23 protein-coding genes are annotated in these 25798 nt (G+C 61.5%); 7 read left to right on the top strand and 16 right to left on the bottom strand.

Annotated features, from left to right (window positions below; all coding sequences use genetic code 11):
- Positions 1-39: 39 nt before the first annotated feature.
- The 5 genes from QBK88_RS03740 (at position 40) to QBK88_RS03720 (ending at position 5364) form a co-directional block, all read left to right on the top strand.
- Positions 40-1926, top strand: coding sequence for a response regulator (locus QBK88_RS03740; protein WP_277960964.1), 1887 nt, complete (start codon positions 40-42; stop codon positions 1924-1926).
- Positions 1927-2174: 248 nt separating this feature from the next.
- Positions 2175-2690, top strand: a complete 516-nt coding sequence (gene fabA / locus QBK88_RS03735; RefSeq protein WP_268144202.1) for a 3-hydroxyacyl-[acyl-carrier-protein] dehydratase FabA — start codon at positions 2175-2177, stop codon at positions 2688-2690.
- A gap of 11 nt (positions 2691-2701) precedes the next feature.
- Positions 2702-3922 carry a beta-ketoacyl-ACP synthase I gene (gene fabB, locus QBK88_RS03730; protein WP_158154791.1) on the top strand — a complete coding sequence of 407 codons (1221 nt, stop codon included), beginning with the start codon at positions 2702-2704 and terminating at the stop codon, positions 3920-3922.
- Between the two features lie 151 nt (positions 3923-4073).
- Positions 4074-4490, top strand: a complete 417-nt coding sequence (locus tag QBK88_RS03725; protein WP_268144204.1) for an OsmC family protein — start codon at positions 4074-4076, stop codon at positions 4488-4490.
- A gap of 13 nt (positions 4491-4503) precedes the next feature.
- Positions 4504-5364: a pirin family protein gene (locus QBK88_RS03720; protein ID WP_277960963.1), complete on the top strand. Its 861-nt coding sequence runs from the start codon at positions 4504-4506 to the stop codon at positions 5362-5364.
- Between the two features lie 124 nt (positions 5365-5488).
- Here QBK88_RS03720 and QBK88_RS03715 read toward each other — a convergent pair whose 3' ends face one another.
- The 4 genes from QBK88_RS03715 to QBK88_RS03700 form a co-directional block, all read right to left on the bottom strand.
- Complete coding sequence (locus tag QBK88_RS03715; RefSeq protein WP_277960962.1) at positions 5489-6220, bottom strand: dienelactone hydrolase family protein; 732 nt, start codon at positions 6218-6220, stop codon at positions 5489-5491.
- A gap of 72 nt (positions 6221-6292) precedes the next feature.
- Positions 6293-8197 (bottom strand): molecular chaperone HtpG, encoded by a 1905-nt coding sequence (gene htpG / locus QBK88_RS03710; protein WP_277960961.1) that lies wholly within the window; start codon positions 8195-8197, stop codon positions 6293-6295.
- 90 nt (positions 8198-8287) lie between these two features.
- Positions 8288-8743, bottom strand: a complete 456-nt coding sequence (locus QBK88_RS03705) for a PaaI family thioesterase (protein ID WP_268144210.1) — start codon at positions 8741-8743, stop codon at positions 8288-8290.
- Positions 8740-9219 carry a PaaI family thioesterase gene (locus tag QBK88_RS03700; RefSeq protein WP_277960960.1) on the bottom strand — a complete coding sequence of 160 codons (480 nt, stop codon included), beginning with the start codon at positions 9217-9219 and terminating at the stop codon, positions 8740-8742. The genes QBK88_RS03705 and QBK88_RS03700 overlap by 4 nt, the downstream gene beginning before the upstream one ends.
- A 155-nt stretch (positions 9220-9374) precedes the next feature.
- Between QBK88_RS03700 and QBK88_RS03695 the strand changes: the two genes are divergently transcribed.
- Entirely contained in the window at positions 9375-9668 is a 294-nt protein-coding gene (locus tag QBK88_RS03695; RefSeq protein ID WP_158155872.1) for a hypothetical protein, read from the top strand.
- Positions 9669-9730: 62 nt separating this feature from the next.
- On the opposite strand, the gene QBK88_RS03690 is transcribed toward QBK88_RS03695, so the two are convergent.
- The 11 genes from QBK88_RS03690 to sdhC form a co-directional block, all read right to left on the bottom strand.
- Positions 9731-10144, bottom strand: a complete 414-nt coding sequence (locus QBK88_RS03690) for an MAPEG family protein (RefSeq protein WP_277960959.1) — start codon at positions 10142-10144, stop codon at positions 9731-9733.
- A 218-nt stretch (positions 10145-10362) separates the two neighbouring features.
- Entirely contained in the window at positions 10363-11676 is a 1314-nt protein-coding gene (brnQ, locus tag QBK88_RS03685) for a branched-chain amino acid transport system II carrier protein (protein ID WP_268144216.1), read from the bottom strand.
- Between the two features lie 337 nt (positions 11677-12013).
- Positions 12014-12901, bottom strand: coding sequence for a succinate--CoA ligase subunit alpha (gene sucD, locus QBK88_RS03680; protein ID WP_158155878.1), 888 nt, complete (start codon positions 12899-12901; stop codon positions 12014-12016).
- Positions 12901-14067 (bottom strand): ADP-forming succinate--CoA ligase subunit beta, encoded by a 1167-nt coding sequence (gene sucC, locus QBK88_RS03675; RefSeq protein WP_277960958.1) that lies wholly within the window; start codon positions 14065-14067, stop codon positions 12901-12903. The genes sucD and sucC overlap by 1 nt, the downstream gene beginning before the upstream one ends.
- Positions 14068-14271: 204 nt before the next feature.
- Entirely contained in the window at positions 14272-15708 is a 1437-nt protein-coding gene (gene lpdA, locus QBK88_RS03670) for a dihydrolipoyl dehydrogenase (RefSeq protein ID WP_158155882.1), read from the bottom strand.
- Positions 15709-15810: 102 nt separating this feature from the next.
- Positions 15811-17037, bottom strand: a complete 1227-nt coding sequence (gene odhB, locus QBK88_RS03665) for a 2-oxoglutarate dehydrogenase complex dihydrolipoyllysine-residue succinyltransferase (RefSeq protein ID WP_277960957.1) — start codon at positions 17035-17037, stop codon at positions 15811-15813.
- Positions 17038-17079: 42 nt separating this feature from the next.
- The gene (locus tag QBK88_RS03660; RefSeq protein WP_277960956.1) at positions 17080-19911 is read right to left on the bottom strand and encodes a 2-oxoglutarate dehydrogenase E1 component; all 2832 of its coding nucleotides are present in this window, start codon (positions 19909-19911) and stop codon (positions 17080-17082) included.
- A 247-nt stretch (positions 19912-20158) separates the two neighbouring features.
- The gene (locus QBK88_RS03655) at positions 20159-20863 is read right to left on the bottom strand and encodes a succinate dehydrogenase iron-sulfur subunit (RefSeq protein ID WP_268144222.1); all 705 of its coding nucleotides are present in this window, start codon (positions 20861-20863) and stop codon (positions 20159-20161) included.
- A gap of 11 nt (positions 20864-20874) precedes the next feature.
- Positions 20875-22647, bottom strand: coding sequence for a succinate dehydrogenase flavoprotein subunit (sdhA, locus tag QBK88_RS03650; protein WP_277960955.1), 1773 nt, complete (start codon positions 22645-22647; stop codon positions 20875-20877).
- Positions 22648-22650: 3 nt separating this feature from the next.
- Positions 22651-23019, bottom strand: coding sequence for a succinate dehydrogenase, hydrophobic membrane anchor protein (gene sdhD / locus QBK88_RS03645; RefSeq protein ID WP_158155891.1), 369 nt, complete (start codon positions 23017-23019; stop codon positions 22651-22653).
- Positions 23013-23387, bottom strand: coding sequence for a succinate dehydrogenase, cytochrome b556 subunit (gene sdhC, locus QBK88_RS03640; RefSeq protein WP_158155893.1), 375 nt, complete (start codon positions 23385-23387; stop codon positions 23013-23015). The genes sdhD and sdhC overlap by 7 nt, the downstream gene beginning before the upstream one ends.
- 363 nt (positions 23388-23750) lie before the next feature.
- Between sdhC and gltA the strand changes: the two genes are divergently transcribed.
- Complete coding sequence (gltA, locus tag QBK88_RS03635) at positions 23751-25040, top strand: citrate synthase (protein ID WP_268144225.1); 1290 nt, start codon at positions 23751-23753, stop codon at positions 25038-25040.
- Positions 25041-25145: 105 nt separating this feature from the next.
- On the opposite strand, the gene QBK88_RS03630 is transcribed toward gltA, so the two are convergent.
- A complete protein-coding gene (locus tag QBK88_RS03630; protein ID WP_277960954.1) occupies positions 25146-25751 on the bottom strand; it encodes an START domain-containing protein in 606 nt (201 codons plus the stop codon).
- Positions 25752-25798 lie beyond the last annotated feature (47 nt).

Raw genomic sequence — 25798 nt, 5'->3', positions numbered from 1 at the left:
GCTTACCCACCAAGGCCGCACCGTGCGAGATAGCCCCCAATGAAATGGCGTCCCGGCTGGGATATCCATAGCCGCACCCAAGTGATCTGCCTGGGCCCCGCCTTGCTGTTGACGCTGCTGCTGACTGGTTTTTTCACCTTCGTGCGCCTTCATGACCTGCATGAGGAAATGACCCGCACTGGCCAGTTGATCGCCAACCAACTGGCGCCGGCGGCCGAATTCGGCGTCATCAGCAACAACACCACCGTGCTCGACAGCCTGCTGCGCGCCACCCTGGAAATTCCCCACGTGCGCTTCCTGGAAGTTCAGGACAGCAACGACCGGGTGGTGCTGTACGTGGAACAGCCGGACGCCAACCAGGACCACGGGGCCAAGGTCCAGGTGTTCCAGGCCAGCATTCGCCTGCAGCGTGCCGACCAGGGCCATGACAACTACCTGCGCGTGGGCCAGCCCGACTGCGTGGGGCGGGTCATCGTCGGCATGTCCAACGACGCGTTCAATCAGCGCCAGCAGGAAATCCTGCTCAAGGCTGCGGTGCTGGCCCTGTTTGCCCTACTGTTCAGTTTTCTGCTGGCACGCCGCCTGGCACTGAGCCTGGCGCGCCCCATCAGCCAGATGGGGCTGGCGGTGAAGGCTATTCAGGAAGGTGATTTCAAGGCGCCGCTGCCCGTCGTCGATGACGCCGAGCTGGGCAGCCTGGCCCAGCATATCAACAATCTGGCCAAGGGCCTGGAAGCGGCCGGCCGCGAACAGCGCCAGACCATCGAGCAACTGGTCAGCACCCGCGAGCAGGCCGAGCGCGCCAACAGTGCCAAGTCGGACTTCCTGGCGATGATGAGCCACGAACTGCGCACGCCCATGAACGGCGTGCTGGGCATGCTGCAATTGCTCGAAACCACGACCATGACCGAGGAGCAGCACGAGTACGCGGCCCTGGCCACCCAGTCCACCGAGCATTTGCTCAAGGTCATCAACGACATTCTCGACTTTTCGCGCATCGAGCGCGCGGCGCTGGAACTGGAGCACATCCCGTTCAACCTCGGCGAACTGGTGGCCAGCTGTGCCCAGGCCTTTCAGCATAACGCCAGCACGCGCAACCTCAGCCTGAACCTGAACCTGCCCCACGGCATCGATCAACTGCTGGTCGAGGGCGACCCCACGCGCATTCGCCAGATCCTGGTGAACCTGATCGGCAATGCCATCAAGTTCACCGAAGTGGGTAGCGTGCAGATCGACGCCCACTGGCAGGTACTGGACCACCAGTTGATCTGGTTGACCTGCACCGTGCGCGATACCGGCATCGGCATCAGCGCCGAGCGCCTGGAAAACATGTTCGTGGCGTTCCAGCAGGCTGATAGCAGCATCAGCCGCCGATATGGCGGCACCGGCCTGGGGCTGCCCATCGCCCGTACCCTGGCCGAACGCATGGGCGGCACGTTGCAGGCCGAAAGCCACGAAGGCAACGGCTCACTCTTCACCTTGCAAATCCCCCTGGCGCTGAGCCAGCGCAGTGCCACGCCGCTGCGTGAGCCACGCCTGGGTGACGATGCCCAGGGGGTGGGCAAACGGGTGCTGCTGGTGGAAGACAACCCGGTCAACCAGACGGTGATCGAAGCCATGCTGCGCAGCCTGGGTTGCGTGGTGTGCGTGGTGGGCGACGGCGCCCAGGCCATCCATGAGGTCGGCCAGCAGCCATTCGACGCTGTTCTGATGGACTGCCGCCTGCCGATCGTCGACGGTTACGAAGCCACTCGGCGCATTCGCCAGTTGCCTGAACATGCGCGCCTGCCCATCATCGCCCTGACCGCCAACGCCTTGCTGGGTGACCGCGAGGCCTGCCTGCACGCCGGCATGAACGATTACCTGGCCAAACCGTTCAAGCGCACTGATCTCAAGCAGATCCTGCAGCGCTGGCTGGCTGCCTAAATGCGCCCCAGAGGCAGCCGGGGCTGGCGATAAATGTTAAAGTGCGGCAGTCTTAGACGTTATGTCAGGCAAAATGAACAGCCTGGATAAAAAATTTCAGTGCACAGGTGTACTTCTTTGTCCCTGGCGCTGTGACTTTCACTACAACGCAATAGTCTATGTGTAGGCTGCCTTGCCAAAGGCGCAATCGCTTTGGCACGGCCGGGAGAATTTGCCCCACTGCCACACGGGACTATTGAGGAGCTCGCATGACCAAACAACACGCCTTTACTCGGGATGAACTACTGAGCTGCAGCCGCGGCGAAATGTTCGGCCCCGGTAACGCGCAATTGCCCGCCGGTAACATGCTGATGGTCGATCGCATCGTCCACATCAGCAACGAAGGCGGCAAGTACGGCAAAGGTGAATTGGTCGCCGAGCTGGATATCAACCCGGACCTGTGGTTCTTCGCCTGCCACTTCGAAGGTGATCCGGTGATGCCAGGTTGCCTGGGCCTCGACGCCATGTGGCAGCTGGTCGGTTTCTTCCTGGGCTGGCAAGGCCTGCCGGGCCGTGGCCGGGCACTGGGTTCGGGCGAAGTGAAGTTCTTCGGCCAGGTGCTGCCAACCGCCAAGAAAGTCACGTACAACATTCAGATCAAGCGCGTCCTCAAGGGCAAGCTGAACCTGGCCATCGCCGACGGTTCCGTCAGCGTTGACGGCAAAGAGATCTACACCGCCGAAGGCCTCCGGGTCGGCGTGTTCACATCCACCGAAAATTTCTAAGGGTTATCCGCATGCGCCGCGTCGTTATCACTGGTCTGGGCATTGTTTCCTGCTTGGGCAATGACAAAGACACCGTCTCCGCAAACCTGCGTGCAAACCGCCCTGGCATCCGCTTCAACCCGGAATATGCCGAAATGGGTCTGCGCAGCCAGGTTTCCGGCTCCATCGACCTCAACCTCGAAGAACTGATCGACCGCAAGGTGTACCGCTTCGTCGGCCACGCCGCCGCCTACGCCTACCTGGCCATGGCTGATGCCATCAAGGACTCGGGCCTGACCGAAGAGCAGGTCTCGAACCCGCGTACCGGCCTGATCGCCGGCTCCGGCGGTGCGTCGACCCTGAACCAGATGGAAGCGCTGGACATCCTGCGCGAGAAAGGCGTCAAGCGCGTCGGCCCCTACCGCGTCACCCGCACCATGAGCAGCACCGTGTCGGCGTGCCTGGCCACCCCCTTCAAGATCAAGGGCCTGAACTACTCCATCGCTTCCGCCTGCGCCACCAGTGCTCACTGCATCGGTACCGCCATGGAACAGATCCAGATGGGCAAGCAGGACATCGTCTTCGCCGGCGGCGGTGAAGAAGAGCACTGGAGCCAGTCGTTCCTGTTCGACGCCATGGGCGCACTGTCCAGCAAGCGCAACGACAGCCCGGAAAAAGCTTCCCGCGCCTACGACAACGACCGTGATGGCTTCGTCATCGCCGGCGGTGGCGGCATGGTGGTGGTCGAGGAGCTGGAACACGCCCTGGCCCGTGGCGCCAAGATCTACGCGGAAATCGTCGGTTACGGCGCCACTTCCGACGGTTACGACATGGTTGCCCCGAGCGGCGAAGGCGCCATCCGCTGCATGCAGCAGGCGCTGTCCACCGTCGACACACCTATCGATTACCTGAACACCCACGGCACCTCGACCCCGGTCGGCGACGTCGCGGAAATGAAAGGTGTTCGCGAAGTGTTCGGTGACAAGGCCCCGGCCATCAGCTCCACCAAGAGCCTGTCGGGTCACTCCCTGGGCGCCGCTGGCGTTCACGAAGCGATCTACTGCATGCTGATGATGGAAGGCAACTTCATTGCCGGTTCCGCCAACATCGACGAGCTGGACCCAGCCGTTGCCGACATGCCGATCCTGCGCCAGACCCAGGAAAACGCCAAGATCGACACCGTGATGAGCAACAGCTTCGGTTTCGGCGGCACCAACGCCACGCTGGTACTCAAGCGCTGGCAGGGCAAGTAAGGGCTCACGCCCTTGCTGCAAGGAACGGCACCTTCGGGTGCCGTTTTTTTTGGTTTTGCGGCGCCTGCTTCCCGGGCAAGCCCGGGAAGCAGGCGACACAACTCCCGAAAAGGTTATGCTGCCTGTTCCCATCACGCCCAAGGACAGCCCGATGACCATCACCCTCAACACCGAATCCGCCGACAGCTACCGCCATAGCCTGCAAATCGACGACCATCAGCTGTTCACCGACCTGCCCCAGGCCTTGGGCGGCGACGACTCCGCACCCTCCCCCCACGACTACTTCGACGCAGCCCTGGGCGCCTGCAAGGCCCTGACGCTCAAGTACTACGCCCGGAAGAAAGGCATTCCCCTGACAGGCGTCTCGGTCGACATACAGCGTGATGACAGCCAGGAGCAGAAAGGCAAATACGCCATCAACGTGACCCTGACCCTCAAGGGCGTGCTCACCGCCGAACAGCGCGCCGAACTGCACCGCGTGGCCGATCGCTGCCCCGTGCACAAACTGATGACCACCACCGAAGTCACCATCACCACCACCCTGGCCGAAGGCGCGTTCAGCCAGTGACAGGAGCCTCGCCATGCCGCACCTGGTGATCAAGCCACCCGCCGAACACGTCGAAGGCCAGCCGATCCTGCGCCCGCTGCCGTCACGCCAATGCCGTGCGGTGGGGCCCTTCGTGTTTTTCGACCACATGCTGGCCACCTCCTACGCACCCGGTGACGGCGTGAACATCCGCCAGCACCCGCATATCGGCCTGTCGACCCTGACCTACCTGTTCGAAGGCGCGCTGCTGCACAAGGACAGCCTGGGTTCGGACCAGCGCGTGGGGCCGGGCGACGTGAGCTGGATGACCGCCGGCAAGGCCATTGCCCATGTGGAACGCACACCGGACGACCTGCGCGCCAGCGGCTCGCGCCTGCACGGCCTGCAAGTGTGGCTGGCATCGCCCCAGCGCCACGAACAGGGCGAGAGCCACTACAGCTACCACCCAGAGGACCGATTGCCCGTCAGCGAAGCCCTGGGGGTTCGGATTCGCTTGATTGCAGGAGCGGGCTTTTGCCTGGCGTCACCGGTGCCGGTGCTCTCCCCCACCCTGTATGCCGAGGTGCACATGGCGGCAGGCAGCACGCTATCGATTCCGGACGAACATCAGGAACGGGCGCTGTATGTACTGGAGGGCGAGGGTGAACTGGAGGACGAAGCGGTGCAGCCGCTGACGCTGCTGGTACTGAACGCGGGCGAAACACCCACGCTGCTGGCACAGACCGATTGCCACCTGGTGCTGCTTGGCGGTGCGCCACTGGACGGGCCACGGCGGATGAACTGGAATTTCGTGGCCAGCGACGTAAAGCTGATCGAGCAGGCGCGTAGCCGGTGGGCGGCACGGGACTGGCCCACGGTCCCCGGCGAAACCGAGCGCATCGAATTGCCCGGATGACGCGGCTAGCGACCGCTGCCACCCGCAGCGGACCTGGCCGCGTCACGAACGCCGCGCAGCATCAGGAAAACCCCATGCACCGGCGACGCGCCCAGGTCCGCTACAGCGAAGCGTGGCGCACCGATCAGACGGCTGGCTTGAACACTTCTTCCAGCAGGTTCTGCATGGCCTTGAACGCGCGGTCGGCCACAGTCTTGTTGTACATCTGCACGCCCGGGTTGTTGGCTTCCACGTCGGTGAACGAGTGGTAGGCACCCCCGTAGCTGGTCAACTGCCAATCCACGCCGGCGGCATTCATTTCTTCTTCGAACGCCGGCAGCTGCTCTTTCGGGACCAGTGGGTCGCTGGCGCCATGCAGCACCAGCACCTTGCCCTTGATGTTCTTGCCATCAGCCGGGTTCGGGGTGTCCAGAGTACCGTGGAACGACACGGCAGCTTTCAGCGGCGCCCCCGTGCGGGCCAGCTCCAGGGAGCAGCAACCACCGAAGCAGAAACCGAAGGTAGCCAGTTGGTCCTTGTCCACCGACGCAGTGGTCTGCGCCTGCAACTGCTCGAACGCCACCTGCATGCGCTTGCGCAGCTCGGCGCGGTCGTTCTTGAGCGGCAACATCGCCGCCAGGCATTCCTCGTTGCCTTTCGGGCGCACGGCCTGGCCATACAGGTCGGCCAGCAGCACCACATAACCCTGGGCCGCCACCGACTGGGCGATACGCTCGGCGCCCTCGCTGACGCCCACCCAGTTGGGTGCCATCAGCAGGCCAGGACGCGGGGATACCACCGCATCGTCATACACCAGACGGCTTTCATACGGCTTGCCATCGATCTGATAGACCACGGATTGAACGGTAACAGTCATGTGATTTCCCCAATACAAAGAGATAGGACTTAAACGCAAAAACCCGCCGAAGCGGGCTTTTGCTGCAACAGATTAAACGGACAACTCAACCAACAGCTTGTTCAGGCGGCGCACGTAGGCGGCCGGGTCCTTGAGGCTGTCGCCAGCGGCCAGTGCCGCCTGGTCGAAGAGGATGTGCGAGAAGTCGGCGAAACGGTCTTCGCTCTGCTCGTGGTCCAGCTTCTCGATCAGCGGGTGGCTTGGGTTGAATTCGAAGATGGGCTTGGAGTCCGGTACTTTCTGGCCGCTGGCCTCCAGGATCTGGCGCATCTGCAGGCCCAGGTCCTGCTCTCCGATGGCCAGGATCGCTGGCGAATCGGTCAGTCGGTGCGAGACCCGGACTTCGCTGACGCTATCCCCCAGGGCGGCTTTCAGGCGCTCGATCAGGCCTTCTTTATCCTTGGCGATTTCTTCCTGGGCTTTCTTGTCTTCTTCCGAATCCAGTTTGCCCAGGTCCAGGTCGCCACGGGCGACGTCGACAAAACCCTTGCCATCGAAGTCGGTCAGGTAGCTCATCAGCCACTCGTCGATGCGGTCGGTCAGCAGCAGCACTTCGATGCCTTTCTTGCGGAAGACCTCCAGGTGCGGGCTGTTCTTGACCTGCGCATACGACTCGCCGGTGAGGAAGTAGATCTTGTCCTGACCTTCTTTCGCGCGGCCCAGGTAGTCGGCCAGCGATACCGTCTGCTCGCCACTGTCGTCGTGGGTGGAAGCAAAGCGCAGCAGGCCGGCGATTTTTTCCTTGTTGGCGAAATCTTCGGCCGGGCCTTCCTTCAGCACCTGGCCGAAGTTTTTCCAGAAGCCCTTGTACTGCTCAGGTTCGTTCTTGGCCAGCTTCTCCAGCATGTCCAGCACGCGCTTGGTCAGGGCGGTCTTCATCGAGTCGATGATCGGGTCTTTCTGCAGGATCTCGCGCGACACGTTAAGGGACAGGTCGTTGGAATCGACCACACCCTTGATGAAGCGCAGGTACAGGGGCAGGAACGACTCGGCCTGGTCCATGACGAACACGCGCTGCACGTACAGCTTCAAGCCGCGTGGCGCTTCGCGCTGGTACAGGTCGAACGGCGCGCGGGCCGGCACGTACAGCAGCGAGTTGTATTCGAGCTTGCCTTCGACCTTGTTGTGGCTCCAGGTCAGCGGGTTCTCGTAATCGTGAGCGATGTGCTTGTAGAACTCCTGGTATTCCTCGTCCTTGACCTCGGTACGCGGACGGGTCCACAGGGCGCTGGCACGGTTGACGGTTTCCCACTCGACGGCTGGCGTCTCCTCGCCTTCGGCGGCTTCCTGTTCTTTGGGCAGCTCGATCGGCAGGGCGATGTGGTCGGAGTACTTCTTGATGATGTTGCGCAGGCGCCAGCCATCAGCGAACTCGCTTTCAGCGGCCTTCAGGTGCAGGACAATGCGGGTGCCACGGTCGGCCTTGTCGAGGGTCGCGACTTCGAAGTCACCCTCGCCCTTGGAGGACCAGTGAACGCCTTCGCTGGCGGCGGTGCCGGCACGACGGCTGTACACGTCGACCTGGTCGGCGACGATGAACGCGGAGTAGAAGCCCACGCCGAACTGGCCGATCAGGTGCGAGTCTTTCTTCTGGTCACCGGTCAGGTTCTTCATGAAGTCGGCGGTGCCGGACTTGGCGATGGTACCCAGGTGGGTGATCACGTCGTCACGGTTCATGCCGATGCCGTTGTCTTCGAGGGTGACGGTGTTGGCCGCCTTGTCGAAGCTCACACGGATTTTCAGTTCTGCGCCGCCTTCCAGCAGCTCTGGCTTGGCCAGGGCTTCGAAGCGCAGCTTGTCGACAGCGTCGGATGCGTTGGAGATCAATTCGCGAAGGAAGATTTCCTTGTTGGAATACAGCGAATGGATCATGAGGTGCAGCAGTTGCTTCACCTCGGTCTGGAAGCCCAGGGTTTCTTTTTGAGTTTCCACACTCATGGTCATCAAACTCCAATCAGATGGCACAGGCCGCGGGCTCAAGCGCATTTGCGGCGGGATGACAACGAGATGGGGGCACGGGAAGTGATTTCAAGGGGCAGTACGTTCATCAATTTTGAAATGCGCCCGCGCGGTGGCGATCGGCTCATCGGCACTGACCTGCCAGGCCGTGATGGCCACGTTGGTCACCCGTCGGCCCTGGCGCCACAGCTGACAGCGCGCATAGGTGTCGCGGTAGAGCCCGGCGCGCAGATAATCGATGGAGAAGTCGATGATTTTGGGCACCTGCCCGGTGTCGGTGAACAGCATCAGTTGCAAGGCGGCAGCCAACTCCATGAACCCGGCGATCACCCCACCATGAATGGCCGGCAACAAGGGGTTGCCGATGTTGCCGCGCTTGGCCGGCAGGCAATAGAGCACGCCCTCCTCCTCGCGACGGCATTGAATGCCGATCAATGTCGCGTAGGGGATCAGCGCCAGCAGCGCCGCGTAATCGTTCTGCGCGTGGGCCACGCGCAGCTGTTCGCGCAGTGCCGGGTCGATCATGGCTGCCCTCCTCGGCCCAAGACCCCGGCGAATGCGGCACCACCCTTGATCCCGGCGCCCAGGCGCATGAACGTGCCCATGACCTGGGCGATGGGTTGTTCGGGGTCGTCCTGGTAAGCGAAGCCTCGGGTAAAGATGACATCGCGGGTCACCCGGTAGCACTGGGCATGGCCATGAATGGCCTTGTGCGCCTCGGCAGGGTGAATGTAGTCGATGCGCAGGTCCAGCGTGGGGCACACTTCGAACGTGGGCAGCACACATAGCGTGGCGATACCGCACGTGGTGTCCATCAGCGTGGTCACCGCCCCGCCGTGAATCACGCCCGTAAAAGGGTTGCCGACAATAGCTGAAGAATAAGGCAGCATCAGCGTCACGCCCTGGGCATCAATAGCCATGACACTCAGGCCGATGGCCTGACAGTGGGGCAAGGCACCGAGAAACCGTCGAGCCTGCTGTAACAACGGTGTTTCAGTCATGTGTCAGGCCTTGGTTATTATTTTTCGAAACAGCATACCGCGTACGAAAAGTCTATATGGATCCATCACTTATATATCGTGCTGAGCGATGGAACTTAAATTGAACGGCAACGCTCGAAGGGGGAGTAGATATCTTCAATAAGGAGAAACACCCCATGCGTAAAACTTTAGCTTATGCCCTGATGCTGGCTGCCTCCCTCGGCCTGGCCGCTTGCGACAAGAAATCCGAAGATAAAGCCCAGGATGCGCAGCAACATGCCGAGCAAGCACAACAGAAGATGGACGACGCTCAGGATAAAATGAACGACGCCGCTAAAGAAAACGCCGAAGCCGCCAAATCCAACGACGAAGCCAACCAGGCACGCGCCAAGGAGAACTCCGACGGTGCTTCCAACGTGCAACAGCCGGCGCCACAGGCCACCACGCCTAGCGAGCCTGCCAAGAACTGAGTTGCCTCTGGCGTCAAACAAAGCCCGGCCAATTGCCGGGCTTTTTCATGGGCGCTGGTTGCTTATTGAAGCGTCGACAATACCCAATACCGATACACCGGCGTCAACATCAACAACAATGAACACACCAGCCCCACCGTCCACACCAGCGAACGCGTCGACGCCTTGTCATTCAGGTACAAGTACAGATAAACAATGCGCGCAATGATGAACACAATCGCCAACAGGTCGACGAACCAACCCTGGGTCTGGGTGGTATGGGCCATCAATACACCCACGGCAAACAGGATGAACGCCTCGAAGCTGTTCTGATGGGCCGCCACGGCCCTGGCGCCCAACCCGGTGAGGCGCGCCTGCTGGGCACGGGGGTTGTGGTTGTCATAGCCGCCCTGCTCTTTCATGGCTTTGGAAACAGGAACGCGGGCGACGTAGATCAGGATGGCGGCGATGAACACGCACCAGAATGGGATACTCATGGAGGGATTCCTGCAGGGGTTCGCGGCGCGAACGATCAGGAGGGGTATAGCACTCCTTGCGGGAACTGGCATGCCAGCGAGCCTGGGGGATCGAGCAGCTCGCTGGCAAGCCAGCACCAGGCCGCAAGGCGCCCATGAAAAATGCCCTGCATCCGTCGATGCAGGGCATTGGGTGTGTGGCCTGGCTTTTGGCCTGGCCGCACCGGTTCAGCGTTGAATCAGGCGACCGCTTCGGCAGGCTTGCCGATCATGCGATCCACGACCACGGCGGCCGCCAGGGCAACGACCGACGGCACCAGCCAGGCCAGGCCCTGGTCGCTCAGCGGCAGGTGGGCCAGGGAAGCTGGCAACCAGTCACCGAACCCCGCGCCTTTCAGGGCGTCTACCAGGCCGAAGGCCAGGGAAACAGCCATCACCGGGGCAAACACGCGGGCCGGCGAGCGGAAGAACTCCTTGCAGAAGCTCAGGGCTACCAGCGCGATGCACGGCGGGTAAATGGCCGTCAGCACCGGAATCGAGAAGGCGATCAGCTTGGTCAGGCCCAGGTTCGACACCAGCAGCGAGAAGCCGGCCAGCAATACGACCAGGGTCTTGTACGACAGCGGCAGGCAGCGGCTGAAGTACTCGGCACACGCGCAGGTCAGGCCCACGGCGGTGACCAGGCAGGCCAGGGAAATCAGCACGGCCAGGAAACCGCTGCCCAGGGAGCCAAAGGTGTGTTGCACGTAGGCGTGCAGCACCATGGCGCCGTTGGTGGCGTCGGCGGCGATGACATGGCTGCCCTCGCCCAGGCGGAACAGGCTGACGTACACCAGGGCCAGGCCCACACCGGCGATCAGGCCGGCGATGATGGCGTACCGGGTGATCAGCTTCGGCGACTCCACGCCACGCGAGCGAATGGCGTTGACGATGACGATACCGAATACCAGCGCGCCCAGGGTATCCATGGTCAGGTAACCATTGATGAAGCCTTGGGAGAACGGCGCTGCCTGGTACACCGGCTGTGCATCACCCACCGGGCCGGCAGGCAGCGCGAACGCGGCGATACCCAACGCTGCCAGGGCGATGATCTTCAGCGGCGCCAGGAAGCGGCCCACGGTGTCCAGCAGTTTGCCCGGGTACATCGACACCGCCAGCACGACGATGAAGTACACCAGGCTGTAGCAGAACAGTGCGGTAGGGCTGTCACCGGTCAGCGGCGCCAGGCCCACCTCGAACGACACGGTGGCCGTACGCGGCGTGGCGAACAGCGGGCCCACGGCCAGGTAGCTGACCGCCGCCAGCAAGCCGCCGGCGACCTTGCCGATGGGGCTGCTGAGCGCGTCCATGCCGCCACCGACCTTCGCCAGGGCAACCACGGTGACCACGGGCAGGCCCACCGCGGTGATCAGGAAGCCAAAGGCAGCCATCCACGCGTGGGGGCCGGCCTGCAAACCGACGATGGGTGGGAAGATGATGTTGCCAGCACCTACGAACAACGCGAACGTCATGAAACCAAGTGCCAGGATGTCCTGGCCTTTCAACACTTTCATTAAGGAATCCACACTACTGAATCGGAATTTAGAGAGGGATCTCCCCATGGGTCAGGGAAATGCGGCCAGGCGGGATAAAGCCGGGCCCTTGCAGCGTGCGGCTACCCCTTTTGAGGGCAAATCGCAGAGATGGCGGGTAGCGTATCGGATTCGGGCGATAAACGCACTGTTATTGCACGTACCGTCCGATGAACGCGCGGTAATGTCGCAGAAAAGACATTTTCTGCCTGTTTCGTCAGGTGAAACGCTTCATCTCCAGGCCAGCCATTCCCATGAGCAGAAACGACAAAGGCCACCCGAAGGTGGCCTTTGTGGGGTTCAGCTAATCAGGAAAGGCTCAGGCCTTCTTGATTTCCCAACCGGTCAGCTCGGCCAGGGCCTTGCCGATGTCGGCCAGCGAACGCACGGTTTTCACGCCAGCGTCCTGCAGGGCAGCGAACTTCTCGTCCGCAGTGCCCTTGCCGCCGGAGATGATTGCGCCAGCATGGCCCATGCGCTTGCCTGGAGGGGCAGTCACACCAGCAATGTAGGAAACAACCGGCTTGGTCACGTTGGCCTTGATGTAGGCCGCTGCTTCTTCTTCAGCCGAACCGCCGATCTCGCCGATCATCACGATCGCCTCGGTCTTCGGGTCTTCCTGGAACAGCTTCAGGATGTCGATGAAGTTGGAGCCTGGGATCGGGTCACCACCGATGCCGACGCAGGTCGACTGGCCGAAGCCGGCGTCGGTGGTCTGCTTCACGGCTTCGTAGGTCAGGGTGCCGGAACGCGACACGATGCCTACCTTGCCTGGCAAGTGGATGTGGCCTGGCATGATGCCGATCTTGCACTCGCCCGGGGTGATGACGCCTGGGCAGTTCGGGCCGATCAGGGTGACACCCAGCTCGTCGCACTTGACCTTGGCATCCAGCATGTCCAGGGTAGGAATGCCTTCGGTGATGCAGATGATCAGCTTGATGCCGCCGAACGCCGCTTCAAGGATGGAGTCCTTGCAGAACGGGGCCGGAACGTAGATCACGCTGGCGGTGGCGCCGGTAGCTTTCACAGCCTCGGCGACAGTGTTGAACACTGGCAGGTTCAGGTGGGTGGTGCCACCCTTGCCTGGGGTCACGCCGCCAACCATCTTGGTGCCGTAGGCGATGGCTTGTTCGGAGTGGAAAGTACCCTGCGAGCCGGTGAAGCCCTGGCAGATGACTTTGGTATCTTTATTGATCAGGACGCTCATTACTTGCCCTCCGCAGCTTTAACGACTTGTTGAGCAGCGTCGGTCAGGCTGGTGGCCGCGATGATGTTCAGACCGCTTTCTGCCAGTACTTTGGCGCCCAGGTCAGCGTTGTTGCCTTCAAGGCGAACAACAACCGGGATTTTCACGCCGACTTCTTTCACGGCGCCGATGATGCCTTCGGCAATCATGTCGCAGCGAACGATGCCGCCGAAGATGTTGACCAGTACTGCGGCGACGTTGGAGTCGGACAGGATGATCTTGAACGCTTCAGTCACGCGTTCCTTGGTTGCACCACCACCTACGTCGAGGAAGTTGGCAGGCTTGCCGCCGTGCAGGTTGACGATGTCCATGGTACCCATGGCCAGGCCGGCACCGTTGACCATGCAGCCGATGTTGCCTTCCAGGGCCACGTAGTTCAGTTCGAACTTGGCGGCATGGGCTTCACGGGCGTCGTCTTGCGACGGGTCATGGAACGTCTTCAGCTTGGGCTGACGGTACATGGCGTTGGCGTCGATGTTGATCTTGGCATCGAGGCAATGCAGATCGCCGTCGGCCTTGATCACCAGCGGGTTGACTTCCAGCAGGGCCAGGTCGTGGTCCTGGAACAGCTTGGCCAGGCCAACGAAGATCTTGGCGAACTGGGCAACCTGCTTGCCTTCCAGACCCAGCTGGAACGCCAGGTCGCGACCCTGGAACGGCTGTGCGCCGACCAGTGGGTCGATGGTAGCTTTCAGAATCTTTTCAGGAGTGTCGTGAGCGATCTTCTCGATGTCCACGCCACCTTCGGTGGAGGCCATGAACACGATGCGACGGCTGGAGCGGTCCACGACTGCGCCCAGGTACAGCTCTTTGGCGATATCGGTGCAGGATTCGACCAGGATCTTGGTAACAGGCTGACCGTTGGCGTCAGTCTGGTAGGTCACCAGGCGCTTGCCCAGCCACTGCTGTGCGAAGGCCTTGGCGTCTTCCTTGCTGCGAACCAGCTTGACGCCGCCCGCTTTACCGCGACCACCGGCGTGGACCTGAGCCTTGACGACCCATTCGGACCCGCCGATTTTTTCGCAAGCTTCTGCTGCTGCTTCCGGGGTGTCGACTGCGTAACCCTTGGATACTGGCAGGCCGTATTCAGCGAACAGCTGCTTACCCTGATACTCGTGAAGATTCATGCTTATTACCGTCTTCGTTAGGTACTGCGCTTCGGCGCTGCGCTCTCTGTGGAGTGCCGCGCCACCTGTGACTGCTGCTCGTGGAGCTTCAGAGGATGCGTGGTCCCTTGAAGCCCCGAGAGGTGAGTCCGACGAACTTTCCGCGGTGAGTCGTGCACGCAAGACTCACGACGGGCGGCCCGTCGTGGTTTCTTATTGTGTAACTTAACGCTTCTTACGGTTGGCAACGTGGATGGCACCGCCATTCACGGCCAGCGCTGCTTCATGCAGTGCTTCGGACAGCGTCGGGTGGGAGAAGACCATCATTCCCAGGTCTTCGGCACTGGTGCCGAATTCCATGCCGATCGCGCCCTGCTGAACCAGTTCTGCTGCGCTAGGGCCGATTACATGCACACCCAGTACGCGGTCAGTCTTGGCGTCAGCGATAACTTTTACAAAACCGCCGGTATCGTTGGCTGCCATGGCACGGCCACTGGCGGCGAACGGGAAGGTGCCCACGTTAACGTCAACGCCTTCAGCCTTCAAGGCCTGTTCGGTCTTGCCTACCCACGCGATTTCCGGGTGGGTGTAGATGACCGACGGGATCAGGTCGTAGTTCATCTGGGTCTTGTGACCCTTGATGCGCTCGACGACCATGATGCCCTCTTCCGAAGCCTTGTGGGCCAGCATCATGCCACGTACCACGTCGCCGATGGCGTAGACGCCTGGCACGCTGGTGGCGCAGTAGTCGTCAACGAAGACGAAGCCGCGCTCGTCGATGTTGACACCGCTATCGGCGGCCAGCAGGTCGGTGGTCACCGGGCGACGGCCCACGGCCACGATCAGCTTGTCGAAGGTGATCTTCTGTTCGCCGTTGGCGTCGGTGTAGGTGACTTCGACTTCTTCGCCGTTGACCTTGGAACCGGTGACGCGCGCGCCCAGCTTGATGTCCAGACCCTGCTTGGTCAGCGTCTTGTAGGCTTCCTTGGAGACGGCGGCGTCAGCAGCCATCAGGAAGGTGTCCAGGGCTTCCAGGACAGTCACCTGGGCACCCAGGCGCGACCATACCGAACCCAGTTCCAGGCCGATGACGCCAGCGCCGATCACGCCCAGGCGTTTTGGCACGGCCTGGAATTCCAGGGCGCCGGTGGAATCGACGATGACCTTGTTGTCGACCGGGGCTGGCGGAATGTCGATAGGACGCGAGCCAGAGGCCAGGATGACGTTCTCGGCTTCGATGACTTCGGTGGTACCGTCAGGCTTGGTGACTTCGACTTTCTTGCCTGCCAGCAGCTTGCCGTGGCCCTGGATCGACGTGACGCCATTGGCCTTGAACAGGGTGGCGACGCCGGAGGTCAGGCCTTTGACGATGTTGGCCTTGCGGCCGACCATCGCCGGCACGTCCATGGACACGCCGCTGTGGCTGATGCCGTGGATGGCGAAGCCGTCCTGGGCTTCGTGGAACTTCCAGGAACTGTCCAGCAGCGCCTTGGACGGAATGCAGCCGACGTTCAGGCAGGTACCGCCCAGGGCCAGTTTGCCTTCCTTGTCGGTGTACTTCTCGATGCAGGCAGTCGAAAGACCGAGCTGTGCTGCCTTGATGGCCGCTACGTAGCCGCCAGGGCCCGCGCCGATCACTACCACGTCGAATTTCTGAGTCATAAATAGGTTCCTATTAGCTTCAAGCTTCAAGCCGCAAGCTGCAGGCCAGAGCCCCACCGCGGACGGCTTGAGGCTGGTAGCTTACAGCTTTCGGCTGCTTTGTCAGATGTCCAGCAGCAGACGAGCTGGATCTTCGAGCAGGTTCTTGATGGTCACCAGGAAGGTCACGGCTTCTTTACCGTCGATCAGGCGGTGGTCATAGGACAGTGCCAGGTACATCATCGGACGAATCACCACCTGGCCATTGACGGCCATCGGGCGCTGGATGATGTTGTGCATGCCCAGGATAGCGGCCTGTGGCGGGTTGACGATCGGGGTCGACATCATCGAACCGAAGGTACCACCGTTGGTGATGGTGAAGGTGCCACCGGTCATTTCTTCCATCGACAGCTTGCCGTCGCGGGCTTTCTTGCCGAAGGTGGCGATGCCGTTCTCGATCTCGGCCAGGCTCATCAGCTCGGCGTTGCGCAGTACCGGTACCACCAGGCCACGGTCGCTGGACACGGCCACGCCGACGTCAGCGTAGCCGTGGTAGACGATGTCGGCACCGTCGATCGAGGCGTTGACGGCCGGGAAGCGTTTCAGCGCTTCGGTGGCAGCCTTGACGAAGAACGACATGAAGCCCAGGCGCACGCCGTTGTGGGTCTTCTCGAAGAGGTCCTTGTACTTCGAACGCAAGGCCATGACTTCGGTCATGTCCACTTCGTTGAAGGTCGTCAGCATGGCCATGTTCGACTGGGCTTCGACCAGACGCTCGGCGACCTTGGCACGCAGACGGGTCATCGGCACGCGCTTCTCGACGCGGTCACCGGCAGCCAGCACCGGGGCGGCAGCGGCAGGCGCAGCAGGCTTGGCGGCAGGCGCGGCAGCCGGGGCGGATTTCTTCGCTTCGATGGCGGCAACCACGTCTTCCTTGGTGACACGGCCGTCCTTGCCGGTGCCCTTGATGCTGCCCAGGGCAATGCCGTTTTCTTCAGCCAGCTTGCGCGCGGCCGGGGCGCCGATGGCGTCCTCGTCGGCGGCAGCCGGGGCTGCGGCAGGGGCTGCGGCGCCAGCGGCCGGTGCGGCAGCCGGAGCAGCGGCGGCAGCGCCGCCTTCAACGATGGAGCCCAGGACTTCGTCGGACAGCACGGTTTCGCCTTCGCCCTTGACGATGTCGCCCAGGACGCCATCAGCGGTGGCCAGTACTTCCAGCACTACTTTGTCGGTTTCGATGTCGACGATCAGTTCGTCGCGCTTGACCGCTTCGCCCGGTTGCTTGTGCCAGGTGGCAACGGTGCCATCGGCAACCGATTCCGGGAAAGTAGGGGCTTTGATCTCGATAGCCATTATCAGTGGTTCCTTAAATTCGGTTTCTTGTGCGCGATGGCATCAAACGGTAAATGCGTCTTTCAGCAGTTTTTCCTGCTGCTCGGCGTGCATCGAAGCGTAACCACAGGCTGGCGCGGCCGAAGCATCGCGACCGGCGTACTCCAGGACCAGGCCCTTCTTGTGGTTGTTGAAGCTGCGACGCATGTGGTGCTGGCTGCTGTACCAGGCGCCCTGGTTCATCGGCTCTTCCTGGCACCACACCACGTTCTCGAGGTTGGTGTAGGGGGCGAGCGTTTCCATCAGGTCGTCTTCAGGGAACGGGTACAGTTGCTCCAGACGCACGATCGCGATGTCATCACGGCCTTCGGCACGGCGTTTCTCCAGCAGGTCGTAGTAGACCTTGCCGCTGCACAGCACCAGCCGCTTGACCTTGGCCGGTTCCAGCACGTCGATTTCCGGGATCACGGTCTGGAACGAGCCTTCGGCCAGATCTTCCAGGGTCGAGACCGCCAGCTTGTGACGCAACAGCGACTTGGGTGTCAGCACGATCAGCGGCTTGCGCAGCGGACGGATGACCTGGCGACGCAGCAGATGGTAGATCTGTGCCGGCGTGGTCGGTACGCAGACCTGGATGTTGTGCTCGGCGCACAGCTGCAGGTAACGCTCCAGACGTGCCGAGGAGTGCTCAGGCCCCTGCCCTTCATAACCGTGCGGCAGCAGCATGGTCAGACCGCACAGGCGGCCCCACTTGTGCTCGCCGCTGGTGATGAACTGGTCGATCACCACTTGGGCGCCGTTGGCGAAGTCGCCGAACTGGGCCTCCCAGATCACCAGCGCATTCGGCATGGTGGTGGAATAGCCGTATTCGAACGCCAGCACCGCTTCTTCCGACAGGAACGAATCGTACAGGTCGAAACGTGGCTGGCCGGCGTACAGGTTCTGCAGCGGCACGTAGGTCGAGGCGTCTTTCTGGTTGTGCAGCACGGCATGACGGTGCGAGAACGTACCGCGGCCGATGTCCTGGCCGGTCATGCGCACAGGGTGACCTTCGAACGCCAGGGTCGCGTACGCCATGGTTTCAGCGTAACCCCAGTTGATCGGCAGGCCGCCGGCTTGCATCTTCTGACGGTCTTCGTAGATCTTGGCGACCTGACGCTGAACCACGAAGCCTTCCGGAATTTCCAGCAGCTTGGCGGACAGTTCCTGCAGGGTCTTGAGGTCGAACCGCGTATCGTGGCGCGCGGTCCAGGCGTGGCCCAGGTAGGGACGCCAGTCCACGAACAATTCCTTGTTCGGCTCCTTGACCAGGCTTTTCACCACGTGCAGGCCGTTGTCCAGCGCGTTGCGGTACTCGTCGACCTGGGCCTGGACGGCATCGGCGTTCAGGCTGCCGGCCTGGATCAGGCGCTCGGCGTACAGCTCGCGGGTGGTACGCTGCTTGGTGATCTGCTGGTACATCAGCGGCTGGGTGCCACTCGGCTCGTCCGCCTCGTTGTGGCCGCGGCGGCGGTAGCAGACCAGGTCGATGACGATGTCACGCTTGAACTGCATGCGGTAGTCGACGGCCAGCTGGGTGATGAACAGCACTGCTTCCGGGTCATCGCCGTTCACGTGCAGGATCGGCGCCTGGATCATCTTGGCAACGTCGGTGGCGTACTCGGTGGAACGCGAGTCCAGCGGGTTGCTGATGGTGAAGCCGACCTGGTTGTTGATGACGATGTGTACCGTGCCGCCGGTCTTGAAACCGCGGGTCTGGGACATCTGGAAGGTTTCCATGACCACGCCCTGACCGGCGAATGCCGCGTCACCGTGGATGGAAATCGGCAGTACCTTGTCGCCGACCGCGTCGTTGCGGCGGTCCTGACGGGCGCGCACGGAACCCTCGACCACCGGGGAAACGATTTCCAGGTGGGACGGGTTGAACGCCATGGCCAGGTGCACTTCGCCACCTGTGGTCATCACGTTGGACGAGAAGCCCTGGTGGTATTTCACGTCACCGGAGCCCAGTTCGACCTTCTTCTTGCCTTCGAACTCGTCGAACAGCTCGCGCGGGTTCTTGCCGAAGGTGTTCACCAGTACGTTCAGGCGGCCACGGTGGGCCATGCCGATGACGACTTCCTTGGTGCCGTAGGAGCCGGAACGCTGGATCATCTCGTCCAGCATCGGGATCAGGCTCTCGCCGCCTTCCAGGCCGAAACGCTTGGTGCCCGGGTATTTGGTGCCCAGGTATTTTTCCAGGCCCTCTGCCGCGGTCACACGCTCCAGCACATGGCCCTTGACGTCAGCGGAGTACACCGGACGGCCACGTACGCTTTCCAGCCGCTGCTGGAACCACTGGCGCTGCTCGGAATCGACGATGTGGGTGAACTCGGCGCCGATGGTGCGACAATATGTCTGCTGCAGCGCTTCGAGAATTTCGCGTAGGCTCGCTTCCTCCTTGCCGATATACAGGTCGCCGGCACGGAAGGTTGTATCGAGATCGGCATTGGTCATGCCGTAATGATTGATTGACAGGTCTGCCGGTGCAGGTCGCTGCCACAGCCCCAGCGGGTCCAGCTGGGCCGCCTGATGGCCGCGCATGCGGTAGGCCTGGATCAGTCGCAGCACTTCAACTTGCTTCTTCTCGTGCTCGCTGCTCACGCTTCCGGCGGAAACCGGTTGGGCGCGACGCTGGTTTTTGGCCAGCAGCACGAAATGATCGCGAATGGTGGAGTGCGAAACGTCGGTCGCTGCGCCGCCATCGGCAGGCAGCTTCTGGAAGTAGGTGCGCCACTCTTCTGGCACAGCGTTAGGGTCGTGCAGGTAGAGTTCGTAGAGCTCTTCCACATAGGCAGCGTTACCACCGGAAAGGTAGGCACTGCTCCACATGCGCTGCATCACGCTTTCTTGCATGCTTGGTCACCCTCGTTTGGGGACTCCACCGGCGTTGACGCCACAGCAAGCTTGGATAAGTCCGAATGCAGCGACTACAACAAGCCACCGAGTATCACGCAAGTAGTCCGGGTACCAGCCCGGATGCCCCTGCTGGTCTCATTGCTTCAAAGTAAAAGCGACAGCCTTGTGGGCCACGCTCGGGTTGTCACCTGAGGCACAGGTTGAAGAAGACCTGTGCCCCAGGGGTTTACGGTGTTGCGGTCAATCAGACGCCGCTTTGCAGCAGCATGTTACGTACATGGCCGATTGCCTTGGTCGGGTTCAGACCCTTGGGGCAAACGTTCACGCAGTTCATGATGCCCCGGCAACGGAACACGCTGAACGGGTCATCCAGGGACGCCAGACGCTCGTTGGTCTTGGTGTCACGGCTGTCAGCCAGGAAACGGTAGGCTTGCAGCAGTGCAGCAGGGCCCAGGAACTTGTCCGGGTTCCACCAGAAGGACGGGCAGGAAGTCGAGCAGCAAGCGCACAGGATGCACTCGTACAGACCGTCCAGCTTCTCGCGCTCTTCCGGCGACTGCAGACGCTCGATGGCCGGAGCCGGCGTGTCGTTCTGCAGGAAAGGCTTCACCTTCTCGTACTGCTTGTAGAAGATGCTCATGTCGACGACCAGGTCACGGATAACCGGCAAACCTGGCAGCGGACGCACCACCAACTTGTTACCTTTTACAACAGAAGACAGCGGCGTGATGCACGCCAGGCCGTTCTTGCCGTTGATGTTCATGCCGTCGGAGCCGCAAACGCCCTCACGGCAGGAGCGACGGTACGAGAAACCCTCGTCCTGCTCCTTGATCAGCGCCAGGACGTCCAGGACCATCAGGTCCTTGCCGCCGGTATCGACCTGAAAGGTCTGCATGGACGGTGCGGTGTCAACGTCCGGGTTGTAGCGATAAACACTGACTTGCAACATGGCGGCCACCCTTAGTAAGTCCGGACTTTCGGTTCGAACATGGGAACGGTTTTCGGCGCGAAGTTCACAGCGCGCTTGGCGACGCGTTTCTCACCCGGGAAGTACAGGGTGTGGCACAGCCAGTTTTCGTCGTCGCGGTCTTCGTAGTCTTCACGGGCGTGGGCACCGCGGGACTCTTTGCGATGCTCGGCGGCGATCGCCGTGGCCTCGGCCACTTCCAGCAGGTTCTGCAGCTCAAGCGCTTCGATGCGAGCCGTGTTGAAACCCTGGCTCTTGTCGTTGATCTTGACGTTGGCGATACGCTCGCGCAGGGTCGCCAGCTGGGCGATGCCCTTCTGCATGTATTCACCGGTACGGAACACGCCGAAGTAGTTCTGCATGCACTGCTGCAGCTCTTTGCGCAGGGTAGCGACGTCTTCGCCGGTAGTACGGGTGTTCAGGCCATTCAGGCGAGCCAGGGCGACCTCGATGTCGGTGTCGCTGGCGCGGCTGTATTCGACGCCTTCGCTCAGGGCCTGCTCCAGGTGCAGACCTGCGGCGCGACCGAATACCACCAGGTCGAGCAGCGAGTTGCCGCCCAGGCGGTTGGCACCGTGAACCGATACGCACGCCACTTCACCAACCGCGAACAGGCCAGGGATGATGGTGTCGTTGCCGTCGGCGTCCTGGGTGATGGCCTGGCCATGGATGTTGGTGGCGATGCCGCCCATCATGTAGTGGCAGGTTGGAACGACCGGCACCGGCGCGACCACCGGGTCGACGTGGGCGAAGGTCTTGGACAGCTCGCAGATACCAGGCAGGCGGCTGTGCAGCACTTCCTCGCCCAGGTGGTCGAGCTTGAGCATCACGTGGTCGCCGTCAGGGCCGCAACCGTTGCCCGCGATGATTTCCTTCACCATCGAACGGGCAACCACGTCACGACCTGCCAGGTCTTTCGCGTTCGGAGCATAACGCTCCATGAAACGCTCGCCGTGCTTGTTGATGAGGTAACCACCTTCACCACGGCAACCTTCGGTCACCAGTACACCGGCGCCGGCGATGCCGGTGGGGTGGAACTGCCACATCTCGATGTCCTGCACCGGCACGCCGGCACGCAGGGCCATGCCCACGCCGTCGCCGGTGTTGATCAGGGCGTTGGTGGTGGAGGAGTAGATACGGCCGGCACCACCGGTAGCCAGTACGGTCGCGTCGGCGCGGATGTACGAGGTTTCACCGGTTTCGATGCAGATGGCGATCACGCCGACGAACTGGCCGTCGGCGTTCTTCACCAGGTCAACGGCATAGTATTCGTTCAGGAACACGGTACCGGCCTTCAGGTTGGCCTGGTACAGGGTGTGCAGCAGCGCGTGACCGGTACGGTCGGCCGCGGCGCAGGTACGGGCAGCCTGGCCACCTTTGCCGAAGTCCTTGGACTGGCCACCGAACGGACGCTGGTAGATGCGGCCCTGCTCGGTACGGGAGAACGGCAGGCCCATGTGTTCCAGCTCGAAGACCGCTTCCGGGCCTACGGAGCACATGTATTCGATAGCGTCCTGGTCGCCGATGTAGTCGGAACCCTTGACGGTATCGTACATGTGCCAGCGCCAGTCATCGTTCGGGTCGGCCGAAGCGATGGCGCAGGTGATGCCGCCCTGGGCGGAAACGGTGTGCGAACGCGTCGGGAACACCTTGGTGACCACGGCAGTCTTGTGACCGCCCTGGGCCAGTTGCAGCGCGGCACGCATGCCGGCGCCGCCGCCACCGATGATGATGGCGTCGAAAGACATTGAATTGATGCTAGCCATGAATCAGATACCCCAAAGAATCTGCACACCCCAGACGAAGTAAGCGAACATTGCTACGCCGCATACTGCCTGGAACAGGAAACGCACTGCTGTCGCGGACTTGCCCAGCGCCATCGGCGTCAGGTAGTCGGTCGCGATCGTCCACATGCCGACCCAGGCGTGAGCACTGAGGGCGACCAGCGCCAGCAAGCTGAAAATGCGCATGGCGTTGTGGGCGAACAGCGCATGCCATTGGTCATAGCCAATGCCAGGATGCGCAACGAGGTATCCGATCAGGAAAATGAAATAAGCCGCGAGAACAACCGCCGACACACGCTGTGCCATCCAGTCGTAGAGGCCCGAACGCGAAAGATTCGTAACGCTGGTTACCATATCCAAACTCCTGCCAGAACAATCAGCACCACGGAAACGCCGATGATGATTTTGGAGCCTCGGCGACCGCCTTCCAGCGTCTCACCGACACCCGCATCCATGATCAGATGGCGCACACCGGCCACCAAGTGATACAGCAGGGAGGACAAAAGACCCCACGCAACGAATTTGGCCAGTGGACTGGTCAAGGTGTCCTTCACGTCGGCAAAACCTTCTTCCGAACCCAGGGATTTGCCCAATGCATAAAGCAGGAAGCCGATACCCAGGAACAGGATGATGCCCGATACGCGATGAAGGAACGACGTTACGCCGGTTATGGGGAGTTTGATGGTCCTTAGGTCTAGGTTTACAGGTCGTTGGCTATTCACGGCTTTTTTTCACACTGAAGAGCCCCTAGCAAGCAGGGCAAGTTGTCGGGAAGTGTACTGGTCAGGTACCCACCACCCAGGGAGTGACGACGCCAGCGGAAACGGGCTGAAAAGCCCCTGACGGTCGGCTGCCGAGTATAGACAGTTAGGATACTAATGACAACGCGCCGGCCTACCCCGAAGAGCTGATTGCGCTATGGGGAAAAAAGGCGTAAATGGCAGGGAACAGCGATGAAAAACCGGGCTAAAAGCCTTGTACAGCCTGACTTTAAGCAAATTGACATTCGGATTTATCACACTATAGTGGTGCGGGCCCTGCGTGGGGGGTCTGTCTGATGATTTCAAGCATTAATAGGAGGCCACATGGCTGACAAAAAAGCGCAGTTGATCATCGAGGGCGCAGCCCCCGTCGAGCTGCCCATTTTAACCGGCACCGTTGGTCCCGATGTTATCGATGTCAGGAGCCTGACTTCCACGGGCCGCTTCACCTTTGACCCCGGCTTCATGTCGACCGCCTCGTGCGAGTCGAAGATCACCTATATCGACGGTGACAACGGCATCCTGCTGCACCGCGGCTATCCGATCGAACAGCTGGCCGAGAAATCCGACTACCTGGAAACCTGCTACCTGCTGCTCAACGGCGAACTGCCGACCGCCGAGCAGAAGGCCCAGTTCGTCAGCACCGTGAAGAACCACACCATGGTGCACGAGCAGTTGAAGACTTTCTTCAACGGCTTTCGCCGCGACGCCCACCCCATGGCCGTGATGTGCGGCGTGGTCGGCGCCCTGTCGGCGTTCTACCATGACTCGCTGGACATCAACAACCCGCAGCACCGCGAGATTTCCGCCGTGCGCCTGGTCGCCAAGATGCCGACCCTGGCGGCGATGGTGTACAAGTACTCCATGGGCCAGCCCATGATGTACCCGCGCAACGACCTGACGTACGCGGAAAACTTCCTGCACATGATGTTCAACACCCCGTGCGAGATCAAACCGATCAGTCCAATCCTGGCCAAGGCCATGGACCGCATCTTCATCCTGCACGCCGACCACGAGCAGAATGCCTCGACGTCCACCGTGCGCCTGGCGGGCTCCTCGGGTGCCAACCCGTTCGCCTGCATCGCCGCCGGCATCGCCGCGCTGTGGGGCCCTGCCCACGGCGGTGCGAACGAAGCCGTGCTGACCATGCTCGACGAAATTGGCGATGTGTCCAACATCGACACCTTCATCGCCAAGGCCAAGGACAAGAACGATCCGTTCAAGCTGATGGGCTTCGGCCACCGCGTGTATAAAAACCGCGACCCGCGCGCCACCGTGATGAAGCAGACCTGCGATGAAGTCCTGAACGAACTGGGCATCAAGAACGACCCGCAGCTGGAACTGGCCATGCGCCTGGAAGAGATCGCGCTCACCGATCCTTACTTCATCGAGCGCTCGCTGTACCCGAACGTCGACTTCTACTCGGGCATCATCCTGAAAGCGATCGGCATTCCCACCAGCATGTTCACCGTGATCTTCGCCCTGGCTCGTACCGTGGGCTGGATCTCGCACTGGAAGGAAATGCTCTCCAGCCCGTACAAGATCGGCCGCCCGCGCCAGCTGTACACCGGCTACGACTCGCGCGACGTGAACAAACTGGAAGACCGCAAGTAAGCTTTCCAGCCAGACAAAAAAACCGCAGCCAATGGCTGCGGTTTTTTTTGCGCCCCGGGGGGGACCTGGAAAGCTCGCTGGCCAACCAGCTCCCGCGGGGCCGGATTACTTCTCGGCTTTTTCGCGCAGGGCCTTGAGGGTATTGAACGGCGCATCCACCACGAATTTGTTGGCCACGAACGATGGCACGCTGCCGCCCGGCTCGGTATGCACCTGGTAGGTCACTTCGGTACTATCGGCACCCTTGGGTACCAGCTTCCAGAAACCGTCCACCTGGGCGACACGCACGAAGCCCTTCTCCTCAGGCACATAAGTGGGTACTTCCTTGAGGTTGCGGGTCAGGCTGCCATCAGCCCCCTGCACGGTGGTGATTTCCATCACGGAGTCCCGCGGCGTCACTGGCCATGGCGTATTGAACTGAGTGTAGGTCCAGCTCTTGTCACCCTCGGTCTTCAGCAGTTTCTGCAACTTGCACTCGTGGATCCAGGCACAGGCGCCGGCCGCGTCTTCCTGCAGTGCCTTGACCTTGGCCAACGGCGCCTTGATGGTGGTCACACCGCGGTAGGCCTTGTAATCGGAGCCTGGGATCGCAGCCAGCGATACCTTGATACCGTCTTGATCCTTGGCAGTCTGCCAGTCTTCGGCTTGCGCCCCGGTGGCAATCAACGCCATCAACCCACCCACAACAGCCAAACGATGCAGCGAACCCATATTTATTTTCCTTATCGTCCTAGAGGCACATCGAATTCATTCGCGGG

This window comes from Pseudomonas sp. RIT-To-2 (genome assembly GCF_029623465.1).
Taxonomy (GTDB): domain Bacteria; phylum Pseudomonadota; class Gammaproteobacteria; order Pseudomonadales; family Pseudomonadaceae; genus Aquipseudomonas; species Aquipseudomonas silvicola.
This window is presented reverse-complemented; position numbering and strand designations above follow the sequence as displayed.

Coding starts and splice junctions, on each gene's coding strand:
- sdhD (WP_158155891.1), bottom strand. CDS start 23,019: ATGGTAACCAGCGTTACGAATCTTTCGCGTTCGGGCCTCTACGACTGG.
- gltA (WP_268144225.1), top strand. CDS start 23,751: ATGGCTGACAAAAAAGCGCAGTTGATCATCGAGGGCGCAGCCCCCGTC.
- brnQ (WP_268144216.1), bottom strand. CDS start 11,676: ATGAAAGTGTTGAAAGGCCAGGACATCCTGGCACTTGGTTTCATGACG.
- QBK88_RS03700 (WP_277960960.1), bottom strand. CDS start 9,219: ATGACTGAAACACCGTTGTTACAGCAGGCTCGACGGTTTCTCGGTGCC.
- fabA (WP_268144202.1), top strand. CDS start 2,175: ATGACCAAACAACACGCCTTTACTCGGGATGAACTACTGAGCTGCAGC.
- sdhA (WP_277960955.1), bottom strand. CDS start 22,647: ATGGCTAGCATCAATTCAATGTCTTTCGACGCCATCATCATCGGTGGC.
- sucD (WP_158155878.1), bottom strand. CDS start 12,901: ATGAGCGTCCTGATCAATAAAGATACCAAAGTCATCTGCCAGGGCTTC.
- sucC (WP_277960958.1), bottom strand. CDS start 14,067: ATGAATCTTCACGAGTATCAGGGTAAGCAGCTGTTCGCTGAATACGGC.
- QBK88_RS03715 (WP_277960962.1), bottom strand. CDS start 6,220: ATGACTGTTACCGTTCAATCCGTGGTCTATCAGATCGATGGCAAGCCG.
- QBK88_RS03630 (WP_277960954.1), bottom strand. CDS start 25,751: ATGGGTTCGCTGCATCGTTTGGCTGTTGTGGGTGGGTTGATGGCGTTG.
- QBK88_RS03740 (WP_277960964.1), top strand. CDS start 40: ATGAAATGGCGTCCCGGCTGGGATATCCATAGCCGCACCCAAGTGATC.
- fabB (WP_158154791.1), top strand. CDS start 2,702: ATGCGCCGCGTCGTTATCACTGGTCTGGGCATTGTTTCCTGCTTGGGC.
- QBK88_RS03690 (WP_277960959.1), bottom strand. CDS start 10,144: ATGAGTATCCCATTCTGGTGCGTGTTCATCGCCGCCATCCTGATCTAC.
- QBK88_RS03660 (WP_277960956.1), bottom strand. CDS start 19,911: ATGCAAGAAAGCGTGATGCAGCGCATGTGGAGCAGTGCCTACCTTTCC.
- QBK88_RS03655 (WP_268144222.1), bottom strand. CDS start 20,863: ATGTTGCAAGTCAGTGTTTATCGCTACAACCCGGACGTTGACACCGCA.
- QBK88_RS03705 (WP_268144210.1), bottom strand. CDS start 8,743: ATGATCGACCCGGCACTGCGCGAACAGCTGCGCGTGGCCCACGCGCAG.
- QBK88_RS03720 (WP_277960963.1), top strand. CDS start 4,504: ATGCCGCACCTGGTGATCAAGCCACCCGCCGAACACGTCGAAGGCCAG.
- QBK88_RS03695 (WP_158155872.1), top strand. CDS start 9,375: ATGCGTAAAACTTTAGCTTATGCCCTGATGCTGGCTGCCTCCCTCGGC.
- QBK88_RS03725 (WP_268144204.1), top strand. CDS start 4,074: ATGACCATCACCCTCAACACCGAATCCGCCGACAGCTACCGCCATAGC.
- htpG (WP_277960961.1), bottom strand. CDS start 8,197: ATGAGTGTGGAAACTCAAAAAGAAACCCTGGGCTTCCAGACCGAGGTG.
- odhB (WP_277960957.1), bottom strand. CDS start 17,037: ATGGCTATCGAGATCAAAGCCCCTACTTTCCCGGAATCGGTTGCCGAT.
- lpdA (WP_158155882.1), bottom strand. CDS start 15,708: ATGACTCAGAAATTCGACGTGGTAGTGATCGGCGCGGGCCCTGGCGGC.